We start from the raw sequence: 20,904 nt of genomic DNA, 5'->3' as shown, positions 1-20,904 counted from the left end.
TTAAACCTCCAACAAAACCGCCTTCAACTGCTGCAACTTATCCCTCGTCGCCGCAGCCTTCTCAAACTCTAAATTCGCTGCAAATTCCCGCATTTGTTGTTCCAACACTTTCAGCTCTTTTTCTAATTCCTTACGGGATTTTGGTTTGTAGTCGTTTGCAGAATTTTCCGCTTTTTTGACCGCTTGTTTGCCTCGTTTTGGTTTGTCGGATTGTCCAATATCAAGCAACTCGCCGACTTTTTTGTTCAATGCTTGTGGCACAATGCCGTTTTCTTCATTATATTTCATCTGTTTTTCACGGCGGCGTTCGGTTTCCGTAATCGCTTTTTGCATTGAGTTGGTAATGCGGTCTCCGTAGAGAATCGCTTTGCCGTTGAGGTTTCGGGCGGCTCGTCCGATGGTTTGGATAAGCGAGCGTTCGGAACGTAAAAAGCCCTCTTTATCAGCGTCGAGAATAGCAACGAGCGAGACTTCCGGCATATCCAAGCCTTCTCGCAGTAAGTTGATACCGACCAGCACATCAAACATTCCCATACGAAGATCGTGAATGATCTCTACTCTCTCTACGGTATCGATGTCGCTGTGTAAATAACGCACTCGCACGCCGTGCTCATCCAGATAATCGGTTAAATCTTCCGCCATTTTTTTGGTGAGCGTCGTAACCAGCACTCGTTCGTCCACTGCTACTCGTTTGTGAATTTCGGAAAGTAAATCATCCACTTGCGTAGCAACAGGGCGAACTTCGATAATTGGGTCGAGTAAGCCTGTCGGACGAACGACCTGATCGACAACATCAGGATTTTTCTCTAATTCATAGGCTCCCGGTGTGGCTGAAACATAGATCGTTTGTGGAGAAAGACGTTCAAACTCTTCAAATTTCAACGGTCGGTTATCAAGAGCAGACGGCAAACGGAAGCCATACTGTACCAAAGTTTCTTTTCTCGCTCGGTCGCCTCGATACATTCCGCCGATTTGTGGCACAGTAACGTGGCTTTCATCAATCACCAAAATACCGTCCGCCGGCATATAATCAAACAAAGTCGGCGGTGCTTCGCCCTCTTTTCTTCCAGACAAATAGCGTGAATAGTTTTCAATGCCTGAGCAGTATCCTAGCTCGTTCATCATCTCAATATCAAACTGAGTACGTTGAGCGATGCGTTGCTCTTCCAGCAATTTATTTTCTTGAATAAAGTAAGTTCGGCGTTCGGCAAGCTCTTCTTTAATCTGCTCAATCGCATCTAAAATTCGTTCTCGTGGCGTAACATAGTGCGTTTTCGGGTAAATCGTGTAGCGAGGCACTTTACCTAAACTATGCCCTGTGAGTGGGTCAAACAATGAGAGATTTTCGATTTCGTCATCAAACAACTCAACTCTTAAAGCCACTTCATCACTCTCGGCAGGGTAAATATCAATCACATCGCCACGTACACGGAAGGTTGAACGCTGAAATGCCTGATCGTTGCGAGTGTATTGTAATTCGGCAAGGCGGCTTAAAATTTCACGCTGCCCGATCATCGCCCCCACCTGCAAATGCAACATCATCTGCATATAGGCATCAACATCCCCCAAGCCGTAAATGGCGGAAACGGAAGCGACTACGATGGTGTCTCGGCGTTCCAAAAACGATTTGGTAGCGGAAAGTCGCATTTGCTCGATCTGCTCGTTAATCGAGGCATCTTTCTCAATAAAGGTGTCGCTTGACGGCACATAGGCTTCGGGCTGATAGTAATCATAGTAGGAAACGAAATATTCCACCGCATTTTCAGGGAAAAAGGCTTTCATCTCAGCATAAAGCTGAGCCGCGAGCGTTTTATTTGGAGCAAGTACCATCGCTGGGCGATTAAGTTGTGCAATGACATTCGCAATCGTGAATGTTTTCCCCGAACCCGTTACACCGAGTAAGGTTTGGTGTGCCAATCCATCATTCAAGCCTTCGGTGAGCTTTGCAATCGCAGTCGGCTGATCGCCTGAAGGTTTGAAAGGAGAGTGGAGAATAAAAGATTTTTGCTGTTTACTCATATCGTTCCTACCTAAAAAATCAGTTTATTCTAGCATAAGCAAGCGGTCTTCTTTTGATAAAAATTTACAAATTAAAATGTGAAGTAGTTCACAAAATTTTTATTTTCTTTTTGAGAATAGTTCGCAACAGTATTATTATTTATGCCAAAATATTGTTTAAGGAGACTTACTATGCGTTTAACCAAACTTGCTTTCGCACTTTCTAGCTTTTTTATTACAACCCACGCTTTTGCTTTAGATTTAAGCAAAGAAACCGAAACTTACAAACAATTTGTAATTGAGGAAATAGATCAATTAGTAACGGGTACAGAAAAATTTGTTGGTTACCTAGAAAAAGGTGATGTGCAAAAAGCAAAAGAAATTTACCCGCTTGCAAGAATGCATTTTGAGCGTTCAGAGCCAATCGCAGAAAGTTTTGGGGATCTAGACCCTCGCATTGATGCTCGCCTAGCCGATTTAGCCGAAGAAGGTAAAACGGAAAAAGATTGGTCCGGCTTCCATAAAATCGAAAAAGTATTATGGGAGAAAAACACCACCAAAGGTACGAAAGAAACTGCGGATCAGCTATTAAAAGATGTGAAAGAGCTGCGTGCAAAAATTCCGACCGCAGAAGTTACACCTGAGCTAATGATTACCGGTGCGGTAGATTTGTTAAATGAAGTTTCTACTACCAAAGTGACGGGTGAGGAAGAAATTTTCTCCAAAACAGATTTGTATGATTTTAAAGCTAATATTGAGGGTGCAGAGAAAATTTATCAAATTTTCAAACCTCAGCTAGACAACGTGGACGCTAAACTGTCGGCTGAAATTGCAAGCCGGTTTACTGCTGTAAATGCTTTGCTGGAAAAACATAATAAGTCCAAAACAGGTGGCTATGATTATGTGGGCTATGACACCCTTTCAAAAGCAGATATCAAAGCATTAGCTGAAGCTGTGAACCAACTGGGTGAGCCATTAGCTCAATTAGGTGTACTTTTAAGTAAATAATCGGAGCAAAAATGATGGCAGAAAATCGTTCTCGCCGTGATTTCTTAAAACACTCCGCATTAGTAGGAGCAGGCTTGTTGTCTGCTCCTGTTTTTGCATTAGAATCACGACAAATCCCGCAAAATGCAGAAAATCAACATCCATTTTATGGCGAACATCAAGCAGGTATTATTACTCCGGCACAAAAACATATCTACTTTTTGGTATTGGATTTAGATACTCACGACATTGCCAAAGTGAAAAGTATTTTCCAAAACTGGACAGCTTATAGCAATAACCTCACACAAGGTAAAAACGTGAAGCCTTATAGTAAAAATGCGTTTATCCCACCTAATGATACAGGTGAGGCAGATAGTTTATCGCCGCAAAATCTGACATTAACTTTTGGTGTTAGCCCGAGCTTTTTCAGTAAATTAGGTATTGAAAAATTAAAGCCTGCCGAACTCAAAGATCTCCCCCACTTCCCTCGAGATCAACTTCAAGCTGAATATACCGGCGGAGATATCTGCATTCAAGCCTGTGCTAACGATCCGCAAGTTGCCTTCCACGCAGTGCGGAATTTAGTTCGTGTGGCTCGAGGAGAGGTAAAAATGCGTTGGTCGCAAATGGCATTTAACTCTTTTATTGATGAGAGAACACCTCGTAATCTGTTTGGTTTTAAAGACGGTACAGCGAATGCTGATACGTTAAAAGAACAGGAAAATACCATTTGGGTACAAGGTGGTTGGTTGGAAGGAGGTTCTTACCTAGCCGTTCGCCGTATTAAAATGTTTTTAGAAACTTGGGATCGCACGCATCTCCGCTCACAAGAAGAAACCTTTGGTCGCCATCGGGATTCCGGAGCCGGGCTTGGACATCAGCACGAATTTGATGCCTTAGATTTAACCAAAAAAGATGAAAAAGGTAATCTTGCTATTCCTGATATTTCCCATACTCATCTTGCCAATAAAACAGGGTTAAAAATGCTCCGCCGTTCATTCTCTTACTCTAGCGGTATTGATGATAAAGGACAATTTGATGCGGGATTACTGTTTATTTCATTCCAGCAAAGTCCTGAACAGTTTATCAAAATCCAAAATGCGTTGGGCAACGTGGATAAAATGAATGAATACATTACGCATATCGGCAGTGGTTTATTTGCTTGTTTTGCGGGTGTAAAAGATGAAAACGACTACTTAGGCAAAGCCCTTTTTGATGCAATTTAAGGAAGAACAAATGAAATGGAAGAATTGGTTATTTATTTCGTTGCTTTTCTCAGCAAATAGCATTCTGGCTAAAGTTGATGTTAGCCCTTTATTCGTGCAACTTTCTGATGCAATGGCAGAAGCGAAAAAGGGCGAAATTGCAAAATCTCAGCAAAATTTGACCGCTTTACAGCAACATTTTTTAAACCTTGAACAAAACGATTCTATTGCCGGCATTCAAGTGAAAAACTCACTGAAAGTAGCCATTGATAGCCCGAATGTAGAGACCTTAGAACAGCTGGCAAAAAATCTCTACTCCTTTGAAAAGGAGCAAAATCCTGTCAATTATGGTGCAAAACATCAAGATTTCATCGCAAAAATGACACCACTGTATATGGAGCTAAAAGCCGCCATACAATCCAAAGATCTCACAAACATTAAAAAAGCAGCTCGTCAGTTTGGTCAAAATTGGGCAAAACACGAAAAGGCGGTGAGAGAAATCAGCTTAACACATTATGGCAAATTTGAACGAATTCTCGGTTTACTGCGAATTACAGTTAATTCAGAAAAAGCTGATTTAATCAAAATAGACAAACTTGCGGAAGAGCTAGGTATTGTAATGGCAGAATTCAACCAACTTGACGTTAAATAATCTGATGAGACTTTCAGAATTTACTATTTTGAATATTGTTTTAACTTCTATATTGCTTCAATTTAAGTTAAAATATTTGAGAATTATTTTCAATAAACAGGGAGTTGTTTAATGTTCAAAAAAGCACTATTTACGTTAACCACAATAGCATTATTTACCGGCTCAGCACTTGGAAAAGAAATTACCATTCCAACTGCTCGTGGCGATGTTACCTTTAGCGAAAGTCCGGCTAAAATTGCGGTATTTGATACAGGCAGCCTTGATACTTTACAAGCCTTAGGCGTAAAAATTGACGCTATGCCAGAGGTTAAAGTGATTCCTTATTTAAAAACAAGTGCTGAAAAAGCAACTAATGTCGGTACTTTATTTGAGCCAAATTTAGAAGCCTTGCATAGTTTACAACCTGATTTAATCATTGTAGGTACTCGCAGTGCAAAAAAATTTGATGAGGTAAGTCAAATCTCAAAAACCATTGATATGACTGATAATGGCGATAAACTCATCGAAAGTGGGTTACAACGTATCGATTCTTTCGGCAAATTATTTAATAAAGAAGCTGAGGCTGAAAAACTTAAAACCGAAATTAATACATTACTTGAGCAAACAAAAAATGCGGTAAAAAATAAAGGAAATGGACTTATTGTTCTGGTGAACGGTGGTAAAATTTCAGCATTCGGTTCAGGTTATCGTTTAAGTTGGATTCACGAGAACTTAGGTATTCCAATGGCGGATGCAAGCATTAAAAATGCAGGACACGGTCAGCCGATTTCATTTGAATTTATTCAAAAGTTAAATCCTGATTGGTTATTTGTACTGGATCGTATTGCGGCTATCGGTCAAGAAGGACAATCTGCTCAACAAGTATTAGATAATGAATTAATCCGCCAAACTAAAGCTTGGAAAAACGGTAATGTCGTTTATTTAAGCGGTGCATCATATTTAGCACCGGGTGGCTATGAGCAAATGAAAACCGACTTACAGACCATTAAATCAGCGTTTGAGAAAAAATAATTAACCTTACAAGCGGTCGTTTTTTATAAGAATTTTGCATCTTTGTATTGCAAAAAATCAGTAAAAAATGACCGCTTGCATTTATATCTTATGTTCTCTTTTTTTAGATTAAATCTTCTTATTTTATTGTTACTCATTCCAATCAGTACCAGTGTGGGTGTTGCTGATTTTAACTGGAGTGAGATATTCAGCTCTGCCGAGCAAAGTAAGCTCTTTTTTGTCAGCCGTTTACCAAGAACTCTTGCGGTATTGTTAGTAGGAGCAACGCTCGCCGTTGCGGGAATGGTATTGCAGATCGTCTTAAAAAACCGCTTTATTGAGCCAAGTATGATTGGAGCAAGCCAAAGTGCAGCTATTGGTATTCTTATTGCGAGCTTAATGTTTCCAGCCTCTACATTGATGCTGAAAATGTCTATTGCTACAGTCAGCACATTAATCGGAATCAGTATTTTTATACTACTTATTCGTAACTTACCGCCTTACCAGCAATTAATGTTACCATTAATCGGCATTGTATTTGGCAATGTGATTGAAGCAATTTCCACTTATATTGCTTACGAAAACGATAGCCTACAAGTTTTATCTGTTTGGTTCTCAGGCGACTTCTCGGGCATTTTAGCTGGTCGCTATGAATTACTCTGGCTTACTGCAATTTTAGCAGTGGTTGTATATGTGATGGCAGATAAATTAACGATTGCCGGGCTAGGCGAGAATATTAGTACAAATTTAGGCATAAATTATAAACAAATGACGTGGTTGGCGTTGATCGTTGTTGCGATGATTATCTCTATCGTCGTGGTAACCGTTGGGCAAATCCCTTTTATTGGTTTGGTTGTACCTAATATTGTTTCTCGTATTGCCGGTGATAGACTACGCCAAAATCTGCCTACTGTGGTGGTATTGGGTGCAAACTTGGTGCTCTTTTGTGATATTTTAGGGCGTTCAATTAATGCCCCTTATGAAGTGCCGATATCCACTATTTTTGGTATTGTTGGAACTGTTATTTTCCTCTATTTATTAATAAGAGAAAAACGTATTGAAGGAAAATATCGTGGTTAAATCTCGTTTTATTATTTTAGTCCTTAGTTTAATGTTATCCATACTCTTTTACCTTACTTATAATGCCAAAGGGAGTTGGGATTTCATTCTAACTTTTCGAGGTAAAAAATTAATTTTACTCTGTACTATTGCCTATACGATTGGAGTTTCAACCTTATTATTCCAAACGCTTACGCATAATCCTATATTAACACCCAGCATTTTAGGTTTTGATGCACTTTACTTACTATTGCAAACATCATTAGTCTTCTTTTTTGGTGGAATAGGCTTTACTCAACTTGATCCTAGTCATAAATTTTTCTTTGAAACATTGCTAATGTTAGGAGCATCTTTATTACTGTTTAGCTCATTAACTCAAAATAAATCAGATTTGCCCCGAATGATTTTAATTGGGGTCATTTTTGGGGTTATGTTTAGAAGTTTAAATAATTTATTACAACGAATGATTGATCCAACAGAATTTGCTGTTGCTCAAGGCTCATCATTTGCCTCATTTAATATCACAACACCTTCTCTACTTTGGATTGGTTCGGGTATTGCGTTTGCTTCTTCTATTTGGATTTGGAGGCAAAGGCATAAGTTAGATATTCTCTTGTTAGGTCAAGATAAAGCAGTTGGACTTGGATTAGAATACTCCCGTTTTTCTCGCCAATTACTCATCTGCTGCGCGTTGTTAGTTTCAATTTCAACCGCATTAGTTGGACCTATTCTATTCTTAGGATTACTGGTTTGTGCGATTGTTAATGCAATTACTCCAACCATTCACCACAGTGTACGCATTCCGATGACGTTTTTAGTTTCGGCGATTACGCTTATTTTAGGGCAAGCCATTTTTGAGCAAGTACTGAAAATGCAAGGTGTACTCAGTGTAGTGATTGAGTTTGTAGGGGGAATTGTCTTTATCTATCTCATTTTAAAACGGAAAAAATAATATTAATAAGGAATAAAATGATAACAGTAAAAAATATTTACCATAAAATTGGTAACACTACCATTTTAAATAATATCAATTTAACTATTCCAAATGGCGGTATTACTGCATTAATCGGAGCAAATGGAGCGGGCAAATCAACCTTACTTTCCCTTATTGCACGTTTAAAAGATATTCAAGAAGGCGAAATTCACTTAAATAATCTTAATATTGCAAAAACGCCTTCTCAAAAAGTGGCTAAGCAGTTAGCAATTCTAACGCAAGACAATGTTATCCATAGCAGAATCACAGTAAAAGATTTACTAATGTTCGGGCGTTATCCTCATCATCAAGGCAGAATAACACAACAAGACCAAAATATTGTGGAAGAAGCCCTTGAACGCTTTGATTTAGTTGATTTTTCTCATCGTTTCTTAAATGAATTATCTGGCGGGCAACGTCAGAGAGCGTTAATTGCAATGACTTTTTGCCAACAGACTAATTATATTTTATTAGATGAACCACTTAATAATTTGGATATGTTTCACGCTCGTGAATTAATGAAACTACTACGTCAATTAACTGATGAACTAGCACTAACCGTAGTAATGGTAGTTCACGATATTAACATTGCTGCCGCTTATGCAGATACCATTGTGGCAATGAAAAACGGCACTATTGAAAAGATAGGCTCTCCACAACAAATTATTACAAATGAAAATCTGAAAGCCGTATTTAATCTTGACGCTGACGTTGTGGAATATCAAGGAAAACCCTTAGTTATTCATCATATCTAACAGTTTACGGAAGAGATAGGTAACGACACCTGTCTATAAAATTAAAACAGCTCCCAAATAGGCTTGCACTCTTTTGGCAGTTCTAAACTTCTGCCGAGTTCAATCCAGCCTGTTGGGTAATGGAAATCAGAGCCAACCGAACCATATAAATCAAATTCTTTTGCCCAGCGGGTAAGCAATTGCCGTTGGTCTGGGGTTTGTCCGCAGCCTGAAACTTCAATGCCATCTCCGCCTGCTAGTTTGAAATCAACAATCAAACGGCGAATCCAACGTGCAGTCATTTTATAACGTAGTGGGTGGGCGATATTAATAACTCCGCCTGCATTGTGTGTTATTTGAACTGCTTCTTCTAAACTGCTCCACATAGGCTTAACGTAAGCAGGTTTTCCCATTCCTAAATAACGTTTAAAAGCGTGTTCAATGTTGCGAACGTGTCCTTGTTCATATAAAAAACGCCCATAATGAGCCCGAGTTACTTCACCTGAAGCAAGAGCTTTTGCACCTTCATAAGCGTTTGGAATGCCTGCTTTTGCTAATTTTTCGCCAATTTCGACCGCTCGTTCTTCACGCAATTTGGCTTGATTATCCAAAAATTGAATTAATTTCTTATTATTTTCATCAATATTTAAAGCTGCCAAATGAATACTTTTATCTTGCCATAGTACCGAGATTTCGACACCCGAGATAAATTTGATTGGTTGTGTTTGGGCAAATTTTTTTGCTTCACAAATGCCGGAAATAGTATCGTGATCAGTCAAAGCAAGCATTTCAACACCTTGTTCAACCGCTCGTTGTACTAATTCCGTGGGGGAAAGCACTCCATCAGAGGCTGTGCTATGGGAATGTAAATCGTATTTCATTGTTAATCCTTAATAAGCCCTGCTTGAATAAAAAATTGTCGATAGGCTTCTGTTTTTTTCTCCAAACTTAATGGGTAAGCTCTTGAGGTAGAAGGTAATCTGTATAAATAAAGTTCCCTTGATTTAGAATAAGGATACACTACCCATTCATTAGTTTTCGGGGCTTTGATTTTTTCTGAAAGCAGGTCTAATAACACATCTGTAGCTAAACCGCCTGTAGTAAACAGCCATTTCATTTTTGGCAATTGGGCTAACAATTCGTTCATATCTACAGGTTCAACAATTTTGAGATCTTTATCCGCCGCATTACCTTTTAAGCGAATTGCCGTTTTAGCGGAAGAACAAAGTGCAATACCTTTTTCTCGCAAAAAGGCTTCAATGCGAATAGGATCAAAACGCTTTTCATCATTCACTCGAAAGTAATCCACATCACCAAAAAAGATTTTACCCATTATCCGCCACATATCATTTTGGAAATTCGGATAGTGAAACTCCATACAGCGTTTCTCTGATGTTGGCGGAAAAGTTCCCATCATTACAACGGTCGCTTGTTCCGGTAAAATCGGATCAAAAGGATGATGTTCTAATTCAAGTATTTCCATTCTATTTGATTAATTCCTTTAATAACTTTAATTTGTCTGCTTTATCTAATGGTTGCTCTGCTACTTTATTCAAATCGCTCACTAGCGTTTCATCTTCGCTATTTTTAGCATAAACCACAGTCTGTTTTTGTGAGATTTGTTCAGCGTAAGCGGTCAGATTTTCCAATAATTTTACTATTTCCGGATTATCGTGATGTTGCTGGAACAAAGCATCAATAGCGTTCGCAAACTGTTCGGCTTTTGCATCAATCTGTTGGTGGCAATATTTCTGCCATTTAATCTGCTCTGCTCTTGTCAGAGTTTGTGAATAATGCCTTGCTCGATAATGGAATAAAAGTTGCTCCACTCGAGGATCTTCAAATTTTAATCCGTGATCCGCTAAACTTTCAGGTGGCAAGGAGCGTAAAATTGTCATATTGTTTTTATCCGCAGTTGAGAAAAAACCGTCATAAAGTGTCGTTTCTACATTGGCTGAAGGCTCAAATGTGCGTTCATCATTAAAGATTTCCAACACTTTTTCTCGAACCAACGATTTATGTGCTTTTAATGCCTTCAAATTTTCTAAACATAATGCTCTATCAATGCCTAATCGCTCTGCATTTTCAGGTAGCAAGGTTTTTGCAGGAGCTAAAATCGGGCATTTATTGATATGCACTAATTTTAATGGCACAGGTAGCTCGTTATCAGCTAACTCCTCACGTTTGGTATATAGGCGTTGGCGTAGAATTTCAGCATTTTCATTGAGCAAACCATTCATATCGCCCGATAAATCACACACAATCACCGCATTTTGATTAGTAGGATGCCAAGCCAATGGCACAACCCAAGCGGTATTACCCCGATAATTCCCTAACATTCCCGAAACGTGAACGAGCGGTGTCATTTCGCCTGTATCAATCAGTTTCTCCACTTCTTTTTTACTGCGTAGATTGAAGAAAAAATTGAATAATTTCGGCTGTTTTTCCTTAATTAATTTCGCCATCGCAATGGTAGCGTACACATCCGACATCGCATCGTGAGCATTTTCGTGAGCAATACCGTTTGCTTTAGTTAAATTCTCTAGTTTAAAGCTCGGCATTCCATTTTCATCTTTTGACCACTCAATGCCTTCCGGACGCAACGCATAACAAGCCCTTACTAAATCCAATAAATCCCAACGAGAATTACCGTTTTTCCAACTGTATTCATACGGATCGTAAAAATTGCGAAAAAAAGTGTAGCGGGTCATTTCATCGTCATAACGGATATTGTTATAGCCGATGGTACAAGTATTTGGCTGGCTAAATTCTGCGTGAATACGAGCAGCAAACTCAGGTTCAGACACTCCCTCAGCGTTACATTGTTGCGGTGTAATACCAGTTACCATAACGGCTTCAGGGCTTGGTAAATAGTCTGGCGTTTGCTTACAGAAAAACATTACTGGCTCACCGATGATATTAAACTCTTCATCAGTACGAATACCCGCAAACTGAGCCGGTCTATCGTGAGCCGGACTTACCCCAAAACTCTCATAGTCGTAAAAGAAAAAAGAAAATGATTTACTCATTGGAATTATTGATTAGATAAAATTAGAAAGATTGTACCACAGATAACATAAAAGAGAGGGAGAAATACAAGCGGTTGTTTTTCAGTAAAAATTTGCAAATCGTTTAATATAAAAAAAAGCCCCTAATCAAAACAGCGAAAAGGGGCGGAGGTCTTACCTAAGGAAATTAATGAAAAAAACTTGCATAAATCTGTTACATATACTCAGACTAACTCACTGAACAAAAGTTCATTAAAAAATTAAAAATTTTTTAAAACTAAGCAAATCCAGATCCAACTGCTTGCAATGTTTATATAGACCAACAAATTTTCAAATAATTCCGTAAAATTATTATATTTCCCCCTATTTTCTTGTAGAATATTAAATATTCTTTTCTTAAAAGAGCTTACAAGAAAAATTTGAGGTATTAAATGTCTAAATTTCCAACAGTTTCGGAAATCCTATCTGGCAAAGTTGCAGTAGGTGAAGAGGTTGCAGTACGTGGCTGGGTGCGTACCCGCCGTGATTCAAAAGCCGGTTTATCTTTCTTAGCCGTGTATGACGGTTCGTGCTTTGACCCAATCCAAGCAATCATTAACAACGATTTACCAAATTATAATGACGAAGTACTGCGTTTAACCGCAGGTTGCTCTGTTATTGTTACAGGTAAAGTGGTGGAATCGCCGGCAGAAGGTCAAGCTGTTGAGTTGCAAGCAACAAATGTAGAGGTTGTTGGTTGGGTAGAAGATCCTGATACTTACCCAATGGCAGCAAAACGCCACTCAATTGAGTATTTGCGTGAAGTAGCACACTTACGCCCTCGCACAAATTTAATCGGTGCGGTAGCCCGTGTTCGCCACTGTTTGGCTCAAGCAATCCACCGTTTCTTCCACGAACAAGGTTTCTACTGGGTTGCAACTCCTGTGATTACTGCATCAGACACAGAAGGTGCAGGCGAAATGTTTCGTGTTTCTACGCTTGATTTAGAAAACTTACCACGTGGTGAAAACGGCAAAGTGGATTTCAACCAAGATTTCTTCGGTAAAGAGTCATTCTTAACCGTATCAGGTCAGTTAAATGCGGAAACTTACGCTTGTGCATTAAGTAAAGTTTATACTTTCGGTCCGACTTTTCGTGCGGAAAACTCCAACACCACCCGCCACTTGGCAGAGTTCTGGATGATGGAACCTGAAGTTGCTTTCGCAGATCTAAACGATAATGCTAAATTAGCGGAAGATATGTTGAAATACGTTTTCCGTGCGGTACTTACCGAGCGTAAAGATGATATGGAATTCTTCGTTAAACACGTGGATAAAGATGCGATAAGCCGTTTAGAGAACTTTATTAACGCACCATTCGCTCAAGTAGATTATACCGATGCTATTGAGATTTTATTAAAATCAGGTAAAGCGTTTGAATTCCCTGTGGAATGGGGTATCGACCTTTCATCTGAACACGAGCGTTATTTAGCAGAAGAACACTTTAAATCGCCGGTGGTTGTGAAAAACTATCCGAAAGACATTAAAGCCTTCTATATGCGTTTAAATGAAGACGGTAAAACTGTAGCTGCAATGGACGTATTAGCTCCGGGCATCGGTGAAATCATCGGCGGTTCACAACGTGAAGAGCGTTTAGAAGTATTGGATAAACGTATGAACGAAATGGGCTTAAACCCTGAAGATTACTGGTGGTACCGTGATTTACGCAAATACGGGACTGTACCGCACTCAGGTTTCGGCTTAGGCTTCGAGCGTTTAATCGTGTATGTAACAGGTTTACAAAACATTCGTGATGTAATCCCATTCCCTCGTGCTCCACGCAATGCAAACTTCTAATTTGCAAGAAATTAGATAAAAGCAACCGCTTGCAAGCGGTCAAAAAAGGCGAAAATTTTACGTTTTCGCCTTTTGTATTCATCACTACCCTTTCAATGTTTTATTCGGTTCTTTCGCTATTTCTCTTGCTAATTTGGGCACAAGGTAGCCCGATGTGACTTTTTGCAGTTCTCGATAAATGGCAATCGCTTTTTCATCTTCAATATAAAAATGGCTTGCTCCTGCAACTTTATCAAATAAGTGAAGATAATAAGGCAAAATACCGTATTCAAATAGCTTATTACTCAAGGCTTTTAGGGTTTTGGCATCATCATTTACGCCTTTTAACATTACCGATTGGTTCAGCAATACAACGCCGACTTTTTTAAGTTGAGCCATTTTTTCCGCAAAAACATCATCAATTTCATTTGCGTGGTTAATATGAGTAACCAACACGACATTCAAACGAGATTGTGATAACCGTTCACATAATTCTGGCGTAATTCGACTAGGAATGACCACAGGAAGCCGAGAATGAATACGCAATGTTTTGATGTGTGGAATTTGTTCTAACTTATCTAACAACCAATCCAATTCCTGATCTTTTGCCATTAATGGATCACCACCTGAAAAAATCACTTCTTCTAGTTCTGTATGTTCGGCTATGTACTTCAAACTTTGTTGCCACACCATTTTCCCGCTTTTTACTTCATCATACGGAAAATGGCGGCGAAAACAGTAACGGCAGTTAATAGCACAACTGTTTTTTACCATAAATAACAAACGGTTATGATACTTATGCAAAATATTCGGAGCCGGGCTTTGCTGTTCTTCTAACGGATCAGCAACAAATCCTTCTTGCTCAATAAACTCTTGTTGTGATGACATCACTTGTAGAAAAAGCGGGTCTCCCGGATTACCCTTTTCCATTTTTTCAGCAAAGGCTCTTGGCACTCTGAGAGCAAATAATTTGCGAGCAACTATATCTTCCTCAAAATCGGTAGGATTGAGTTCGAGAAATTGCAGTAAATCGATAGGATTATTAAAGGCTTGAGCAAGTTCAGCCAGCCAAACTGGTTTGATTTGAATTGATTGCATTTGAGAAAGTAGGGGCAGGCTTTATGCCTGCCCACTAATAATTAAGGAATTAAGTTACATTGTAATGGTGTGCCGTTTGGATTAACCATTACAACAGGCGAGGCTTGTGAGCCCTGTGCAGCCACTAAGTATTGCACGCCAGAAATACAATAACGGCGGTAGCCATCCGTTTTCTCAACTAAGAATGGATCAATTTGACCACCAATGCTCTTAAATTCTGCAATAGCTCCATTTGCAACATTTTGAGCAGAATTAACCGCTTGTTGTGCATTTGCATCAGTAGGTTGATTTGCGTGAGCATTTGATGACATCATATCACCTAAAATATAACCTGCAGCAGCCCCCATTGCTACGTTTGCCATCGTGCTACCTTGACGAGCTGGCTGTTGTGTTGCGGCATTATTTGGCGTATTGGCAAAAGTCGCATCTCTTTGTTGTTGAGTTTGTTGCTTAGCTGCGGGCTTAGTTGCTACCGCTTTCGATGGACTTGCACGGAAACCACCGCCTCGTTTTGCCTCCGCAACTGTTGCTACAGAAACCGCTAAAACTGCAGAAAGGGTAATTAATTTTTTCATTCGTATTCCTTGTTAAGAGTGTTTATAAAAATTATAGCAAAAAATTTTAGAGATCTTTCGCTAATTTTGTGAATTTAGGTTATTATATGGCTCTTTTTGACAAACCCAATAGGGTTAGGTTCAAAATGTGTTAATTTATTGTTATTTTTTGAATAATTGAGGAAATAATGGCTAGTTACAGCACTAACGACTTTAAAAAAGGTTTAAAATTTATCCAAGATGGCGAACCTTGTGTAATCGTTGAAAACGAATTCGTAAAACCGGGTAAAGGTCAAGCATTTACTCGTACTAAAATCCGTAAATTAATTTCCGGTAAAGTATTAGAGATCAACTTCAAATCAGGTACTTCTGTTGAAGCCGCTGATGTTGTTGATGCTAACTACAACTACTCTTACAGTGATGGCGATTTCTGGTACTTTATGCACCCGGAAACTTTCGAGCAAATCTCTGTAGATGAAAAAGCACTAGGCGACAACGTAAAATGGTTGGTTGATAATGCTGAATGTATCGTTACATTATGGAACGGCTCTGCAATCGCAGTAACACCACCAAACTTCGTAGAATTAGAAATCGTTGAAACCGACCCGGGCTTAAAAGGCGATACTGCAGGTACAGGCGGTAAACCGGCAACATTAAGCACAGGTGCAGTTGTGAGCGTACCGTTATTCGTACAAATCGGCGAAGTAATCAAAGTAGATACTCGCTCTGGTGAATATGTTTCTCGTGTGAAATAAGTTTTTATCACTACCTAAAAATGAAGCCCTGTTATGATACAGGGCTTTATCATTTCTATTTCACTAATTTTAAAGTTGATGCCTTTTTCACTTTTGGTTTCTGCATTTTTTCAGCACCTGTTCTAGCTTGGTAAGCCTCAACAGAATAATACTCTTCCTCTTGGAACATAATGCCATCGCCTGTTTCTTGAGCATAAATAGCTTCCATTGCACCAAAAGGAATATGAATATCTCTTAACATTCCCTGAAAACGAGCACTAAAACCAATATATTCATCAGTCGCCACATATTGTCCGATTGAACGTGAGGAAATATTTAAAATAATTTTCCCTTCTTTGACAAATTCAACAGGCACATCAACATCTGGATATTCTGCATTTACCAATAAATAGGGCGTGTTATCGTTATCAATAATCCAGTTGTAATAGGCGTTATAAAGATAAGGTCTTAACGGTTTCATTAATCTTTATCGTCCATTAAATGCTTTGGAGCTTCACCGCCAACAGATTGAATAAAACTATCACGCTGGAACACCCTAGTCATATAAGTATTGATTGGTTTTGCAGTTGCACCCGTAAATTTCACGCCTAATAATTGCATACGCCATAATAATGGAGCGATATAGCAATCAACCAGGCTGAAATCATCGCTCATAAAATAAGGTTTAGCGGCAAAAACAGGTGCTAACGCTAAAATATCTTCTTTGAGTTGTGCTAATGCTGTTTTACCTTCTGCTGATTCAGGATCTTTATTCACTAAATCAATTTGAGCGTACCAATCTTGTTCGATACGATAGATATTCAAACGGCACTGACCACGAGAAACAGGATAAACAGGCATTAATGGTGGATGTGGAAAACGCTCATCTAAATATTCCATAATGATACGAGGGTTAAATAACACCAACTCACGATCAACTAAGGTTGGAATATTGCCATAAGAGTTCAATTCCAATAAATCTTCAGAAATACTACCTAGCATAACGTTCTCAATTTCATAAGGAACACCTTTTTCCGCTAATACGATACGCACTTGATGGCTGTAAATATCATTTTTATCCGAAAAAAGCGTCATTACTGAACGTTTATTTATACTACTCGTCATTTATATCTCCGATGATTAAAGTTACAAAAAATAAAATTGGTCGTTGATTATATCATATTTTGAACAGCAGATAATAGCCCTAAAATTTGTCTTTATTATATTAAATAGCTAAGCAAACGTTTGCTTTATATGATATCATCACGGCGTTTTACATTATCAGAATAAGGATTTAAAATGTCGAAGAAAGCCGAAATTGCCATTGTTATGGGTTCAAAAAGTGATTGGGTTACGATGTCTGAAGCCACTCAAATGCTAGACCAATTTGGTTTAAGCTATCACGTTGAAGTAGTCTCTGCTCATCGCACACCGGATAAACTTTTTTCCTTTGCAGAAAATGCACAAGCAAACGGCTACAAAGTCATTATTGCCGGTGCAGGCGGAGCAGCTCACCTACCCGGTATGATTGCAGCTAAAACTATTGTACCTGTGCTAGGTGTACCGGTTAAAAGCTCAATGTTAAGTGGTGTCGATAGCCTTTACTCTATCGTACAAATGCCGAAAGGCATTCCTGTTGGCACACTCGCCATTGGTCCTGCCGGTGCGGCAAATGCGGGCTTATTAGCGGCACAAATTTTAGCAGCTTTCAACCCTGAAATTGCGGAAAAATTACATCACTTCCGCCAAACACAAACTCGAATGGTGTTAGATAACCCAGATCCACGTATTGAATAACCACGTTTACCGATGTCTAAAAAATTATTAATTATCCACACAGGCGGCACAATTTCAATGAAAGAAGGGGAAGATGGTAAAGTCTCCCCTTCTGCTGAAAATCCATTACTAAGTGCGTTAGAACGCTTAAATCACCCTGCGAAATTAGTACAAGAATCCTTATTTAATATTCCCTCTCCACATATCAATATTGAACATTGGGAACAGTTAAAAAATCGGATAGAGAAAGCCGTAAACGAAGAAAATATGGACGGTATCGTAATTACTCACGGCACAGATACCTTAGAAGAAACCTCCTATTTCCTTGATTTAGCCTTAAATGTAAATGTACCAATTGCAATTACAGGGGCTATGCGTTCAAGTAACGAATTAGGGGCTGATGGCTTAATCAATCTACAAAGTGCAATTTTAGTTGCCTTAAATGAAGAAAGCCGTGATAAGGGCGTTTTGGTAGTAATGAATGATGAAATCCATAATGCCAAATTTGTTACCAAAACCCACACTACTAACGTTGCAACATTCCAAACGCCAACATTCGGACCTTGCGGTTTGGTCACGAAAGAATCGGTAATTTTTTTCCAAAAATTGACCGCTTACGAGCGTTTTCCTATCAATCAGCTCACTAAAACAAATGTTCAATTGCTCAAAGCCTATGTAGGAATGGACAGTTTCTTACTTGAGAAACTAGCCGAAAGCCATTGTGATGGCGTAGTGATTGAGGCACTAGGTGCAGGCAATTTACCCCCAAGCTGTCTTGATGGCGTAACTGCTTTAGTGAAAGCGAATATTCCTGTTGTTATAGTTTCCCGTGCATTCAACGGCATTACCCAAGATGTGTATGATTACGTAGGTGGCGGAAAACAACTTAAACAACAAGGTATTATTTTTACCAAAGGTTTAAGTGGACAAAAAGCTCGTATTAAACTGATGGTATTACTTAACCAGCAATTAGATAAACCATTATCAGATTATTTCTAAATTAGAGAAAATTTTATGCAAAAAAGTGCTATCTATCCTCCCGTTTATGTATTAGGCAATGGTCAATTAGGCAGAATGTTGCGTTATGCTGGTGCACCGCTTGATATTGAAGTGAAACCACTCGCCTTTGACTCGCCTGTATTTGATATTGAGCCAAACAGTATTATTACCGCTGAAATTGAACGTTGGGCAGATACGCCTTTAACACAATTACTCGGTAATCATAAAAATTTTGTCAACCTGAATGTATTTGGGCGATTAGCCGATCGTTTTACGCAAAAATCACTCCTTGATGAACTCAATCTTGCGACTTCAACGTGGCAATTACTGGAAAGTCCAGAACAGTGGCAACAGATTTTCCAAAATATCGGCGAGAAAGTCGTCGTAAAACGCCGTACTGGTGGCTATGATGGACGTGGACAATGGATTGTTACTGCTGACTCTATCAACCAAATTACGCCTGATTTATTCGGTGAAGTGATTGCAGAAAAATTTATTCCGTTTGATGGTGAAATTTCCGTAGTCGGGGCAAGATTCCGTGACGGCTCAACACGCTTCTACCCGATTTCACATAACCTTCAACAAAACGGCATTCTCCGCTATTCGGTATCTGATGTAAATTTACCTAACCAAACTATTTACCAGCAACAAGCCGAACAAATGCTTGGTGCGGTAATGCAAGAGTTGGATTATGTCGGCGTAATGGCAATGGAATGTTTTGTTGTGGGCGATAAATTATTGATTAATGAACTCGCCCCTCGTGTTCATAACAGCGGACATTGGACGCAACTCGGCTGCTCTATCAGCCAATTTGAGCTACATTTGCGAGCCTTGCTTGATTTGCCAACCCCGCAATTGCAACAAATTGCCCCAAGTGTGATGGTAAACCTCATCGGCATCGAACATTCTAACCAATGGCTAAATCTGCCATTCAGCCAACTTCACTGGTATGGAAAAGAGGTTCGAGCAGACAGAAAAGTAGGACATATTAACCTTACTTACCCCGATAAAAAGGTGCTGATTGATCTACTCGAACAACTCCGCCCAAATTTAACTGAAGATTTTAATTCAGGGCTAGATTGGGCGATTGGGAAATTAAAGTAAGCGGTTAAATTTACGCAAAATTTTACAAATCTTTTATAAATGGCATAGGTTCCTGACCTATGCCTTTTTTTATGCTATTATCTCCGCCATTTTAATTTTAAAGAGATAGAATAACCGTGCTAGTTTCCGACTTTCATTTTGACTTACCTGATGAACTTATCGCTCACTACCCGACTGCCGAACGTTCCGCAAGCCGTTTGTTGCATTTAAACGGTGAAACAGGCGAATTTGCCGATCAGCAATTTACCGATTTATACAACCATATTAACGAGGGCGATCTGCTTATTTTTAACAATACGCGTGTGATCCCAGCACGTTTGTATGGTCGTAAGCCTAGTGGGGGCAAAGTGGAAGCTTTAGTCGAGCGAGTGTTAGACGAACATCGCTGTTTAGCTCACGTTAAAGCCTCAAAAGCACCAAAAGAAGGTGCAGAACTGATTTTTGGTGAAGATAAATTAGGTGAAGGGAACGGCTTTAATGCCACAATGGTTGCCCGCCACGATACGCTATTTGAATTACAATTTAGTGAACAACAACCATTGTTTGATTTATTGCAACAAGCCGGTCATATGCCCTTACCGCCTTATATCGACCGTCCCGATGAAGATGCAGACCAAGAGCGTTACCAAACTGTTTACAGTAAAGTGTTAGGTGCAGTTGCTGCCCCAACCGCGGGATTGCATTTTGATAATGCGATGCTGGAAAAATTAAAAGCAAAAGGCGTGGATATTGCTTTTGTAACTCTACACGTTGGAGCGGGTACATTCCAACCTGTACGGGTCGATACCATCGAAGCCCACAAAATGCACGCAGAATATGCAGAAGTGAGCCAAGAAGTAGTAGATAAAATTTTAGCCACTAAAGCAAAAGGAAAACGAGTGATTGCCGTTGGCACAACTTCTGTGCGTTCAATTGAGAGTGCAGCTCAAGCAGCTGAGAGTGAAGGAAAGCTGATTGCCCCGTTCTTCTCCGACACTTCAATTTTCCTCTACCCGGGAAAAACATTCAAAGTGGTTGATGCGTTAGTAACAAACTTCCATTTGCCGGAATCTACGTTGATTATGTTAGTTTCCGCCTTTGCCGGTTACAGAAATACGATGAATGCTTATGCCCACGCCGTTGAAGCAAAATACCGTTTTTTCAGCTATGGCGATGCAATGTTTATCAATAAAAATCCGAATGCATTGAATGATATACCTTAATTTTTAAGGGCTGGGTT

21 protein-coding genes are annotated in these 20,904 nt (G+C 39.4%); 13 read left to right on the top strand and 8 right to left on the bottom strand.

The annotated features are described in order from the left end of the window. Positions 1-2,019: an excinuclease ABC subunit UvrB gene (gene uvrB / locus ICJ55_RS07710; protein WP_188156281.1), complete on the bottom strand. Its 2,019-nt coding sequence runs from the start codon at positions 2,017-2,019 to the stop codon at positions 1-3. 171 nt (positions 2,020-2,190) lie between these two features. Between uvrB and efeO the strand changes: the two genes are divergently transcribed. From efeO to ICJ55_RS07675, 7 genes are all read left to right on the top strand, one after another. Further along, entirely contained in the window at positions 2,191-3,006 is an 816-nt protein-coding gene (gene efeO / locus ICJ55_RS07705) for an iron uptake system protein EfeO (protein WP_188156280.1), read from the top strand. An 11-nt stretch (positions 3,007-3,017) separates the two neighbouring features. Next, on the top strand, positions 3,018-4,211 hold the full coding sequence (efeB, locus tag ICJ55_RS07700) for an iron uptake transporter deferrochelatase/peroxidase subunit (protein WP_188156279.1): 1,194 nt from the start codon (positions 3,018-3,020) through the stop codon (positions 4,209-4,211). Positions 4,212-4,221: 10 nt separating this feature from the next. Further along, positions 4,222-4,842: a Fe2+/Pb2+ permease gene (locus ICJ55_RS07695; protein ID WP_188156278.1), complete on the top strand. Its 621-nt coding sequence runs from the start codon at positions 4,222-4,224 to the stop codon at positions 4,840-4,842. A 111-nt stretch (positions 4,843-4,953) separates the two neighbouring features. Next, the gene (locus tag ICJ55_RS07690; protein ID WP_188156277.1) at positions 4,954-5,853 is read left to right on the top strand and encodes a siderophore ABC transporter substrate-binding protein; all 900 of its coding nucleotides are present in this window, start codon (positions 4,954-4,956) and stop codon (positions 5,851-5,853) included. A gap of 90 nt (positions 5,854-5,943) precedes the next feature. Continuing rightward, a complete protein-coding gene (locus ICJ55_RS07685) occupies positions 5,944-6,912 on the top strand; it encodes an ABC transporter permease (RefSeq protein WP_188156276.1) in 969 nt (322 codons plus the stop codon). Between the two features lie 31 nt (positions 6,913-6,943). Continuing rightward, a complete protein-coding gene (locus ICJ55_RS07680; RefSeq protein ID WP_188156275.1) occupies positions 6,944-7,843 on the top strand; it encodes an iron chelate uptake ABC transporter family permease subunit in 900 nt (299 codons plus the stop codon). 17 nt (positions 7,844-7,860) lie between these two features. Next, on the top strand, positions 7,861-8,619 hold the full coding sequence (locus tag ICJ55_RS07675; protein WP_188156274.1) for an iron ABC transporter ATP-binding protein: 759 nt from the start codon (positions 7,861-7,863) through the stop codon (positions 8,617-8,619). A gap of 41 nt (positions 8,620-8,660) precedes the next feature. Here ICJ55_RS07675 and ICJ55_RS07670 read toward each other — a convergent pair whose 3' ends face one another. From ICJ55_RS07670 to sbcB, 3 genes are read right to left on the bottom strand one after another with little or no spacing between them, the layout of a single operon-like run. Further along, positions 8,661-9,479, bottom strand: a complete 819-nt coding sequence (locus ICJ55_RS07670; RefSeq protein ID WP_188156273.1) for a PHP domain-containing protein — start codon at positions 9,477-9,479, stop codon at positions 8,661-8,663. 2 nt (positions 9,480-9,481) lie between these two features. Then, positions 9,482-10,081, bottom strand: a complete 600-nt coding sequence (locus ICJ55_RS07665) for a DNA glycosylase (RefSeq protein WP_188156272.1) — start codon at positions 10,079-10,081, stop codon at positions 9,482-9,484. A gap of 1 nt (position 10,082) precedes the next feature. Continuing rightward, positions 10,083-11,627 (bottom strand): exodeoxyribonuclease I, encoded by a 1,545-nt coding sequence (gene sbcB / locus ICJ55_RS07660; protein WP_188156271.1) that lies wholly within the window; start codon positions 11,625-11,627, stop codon positions 10,083-10,085. Positions 11,628-12,037: 410 nt separating this feature from the next. Here sbcB and asnS point away from each other — a divergent pair, with 410 nt between their 5' ends. Next, the gene (gene asnS / locus ICJ55_RS07655; RefSeq protein ID WP_188156270.1) at positions 12,038-13,441 is read left to right on the top strand and encodes an asparagine--tRNA ligase; all 1,404 of its coding nucleotides are present in this window, start codon (positions 12,038-12,040) and stop codon (positions 13,439-13,441) included. Between the two features lie 84 nt (positions 13,442-13,525). Here the strand turns inward: asnS and epmB are convergent, their stop codons facing one another. Continuing rightward, entirely contained in the window at positions 13,526-14,518 is a 993-nt protein-coding gene (gene epmB, locus ICJ55_RS07650) for an EF-P beta-lysylation protein EpmB (RefSeq protein ID WP_188156269.1), read from the bottom strand. Between the two features lie 41 nt (positions 14,519-14,559). Next, the gene (locus ICJ55_RS07645; protein WP_188156268.1) at positions 14,560-15,093 is read right to left on the bottom strand and encodes a Cj0371 family chemotaxis-regulating polar lipoprotein; all 534 of its coding nucleotides are present in this window, start codon (positions 15,091-15,093) and stop codon (positions 14,560-14,562) included. Between the two features lie 167 nt (positions 15,094-15,260). Here ICJ55_RS07645 and efp point away from each other — a divergent pair, with 167 nt between their 5' ends. Then, a complete protein-coding gene (gene efp, locus ICJ55_RS07640) occupies positions 15,261-15,827 on the top strand; it encodes an elongation factor P (protein ID WP_188156267.1) in 567 nt (188 codons plus the stop codon). 55 nt (positions 15,828-15,882) lie between these two features. Here the strand turns inward: efp and ICJ55_RS07635 are convergent, their stop codons facing one another. Together ICJ55_RS07635 and ICJ55_RS07630 are read right to left on the bottom strand one after the other, a co-directional pair. Continuing rightward, positions 15,883-16,287, bottom strand: a complete 405-nt coding sequence (locus ICJ55_RS07635; protein ID WP_188156266.1) for a ClpXP protease specificity-enhancing factor — start codon at positions 16,285-16,287, stop codon at positions 15,883-15,885. Further along, a complete protein-coding gene (locus tag ICJ55_RS07630) occupies positions 16,287-16,931 on the bottom strand; it encodes a glutathione S-transferase N-terminal domain-containing protein (protein WP_188156265.1) in 645 nt (214 codons plus the stop codon). The genes ICJ55_RS07635 and ICJ55_RS07630 overlap by 1 nt, the downstream gene beginning before the upstream one ends. 174 nt (positions 16,932-17,105) lie before the next feature. Here ICJ55_RS07630 and purE point away from each other — a divergent pair, with 174 nt between their 5' ends. From purE to queA, 4 genes are all read left to right on the top strand, one after another. After that, complete coding sequence (gene purE, locus ICJ55_RS07625; RefSeq protein ID WP_188156264.1) at positions 17,106-17,603, top strand: 5-(carboxyamino)imidazole ribonucleotide mutase; 498 nt, start codon at positions 17,106-17,108, stop codon at positions 17,601-17,603. A gap of 12 nt (positions 17,604-17,615) precedes the next feature. Further along, complete coding sequence (locus ICJ55_RS07620; protein WP_188156263.1) at positions 17,616-18,581, top strand: asparaginase; 966 nt, start codon at positions 17,616-17,618, stop codon at positions 18,579-18,581. A gap of 15 nt (positions 18,582-18,596) precedes the next feature. Beyond that, positions 18,597-19,685 (top strand): 5-(carboxyamino)imidazole ribonucleotide synthase, encoded by a 1,089-nt coding sequence (gene purK, locus ICJ55_RS07615; protein ID WP_188156262.1) that lies wholly within the window; start codon positions 18,597-18,599, stop codon positions 19,683-19,685. Between the two features lie 116 nt (positions 19,686-19,801). Further along, positions 19,802-20,887, top strand: coding sequence for a tRNA preQ1(34) S-adenosylmethionine ribosyltransferase-isomerase QueA (gene queA / locus ICJ55_RS07610; protein ID WP_188156261.1), 1,086 nt, complete (start codon positions 19,802-19,804; stop codon positions 20,885-20,887). Positions 20,888-20,904 lie beyond the last annotated feature (17 nt).

This window comes from Mannheimia bovis (genome assembly GCF_014541205.1).
GTDB classification, from domain to species: domain Bacteria; phylum Pseudomonadota; class Gammaproteobacteria; order Enterobacterales; family Pasteurellaceae; genus Mannheimia; species Mannheimia bovis.
Note: the sequence above shows the minus strand (reverse complement) of the source record. Positions and strands in the feature narration are given on the sequence as shown.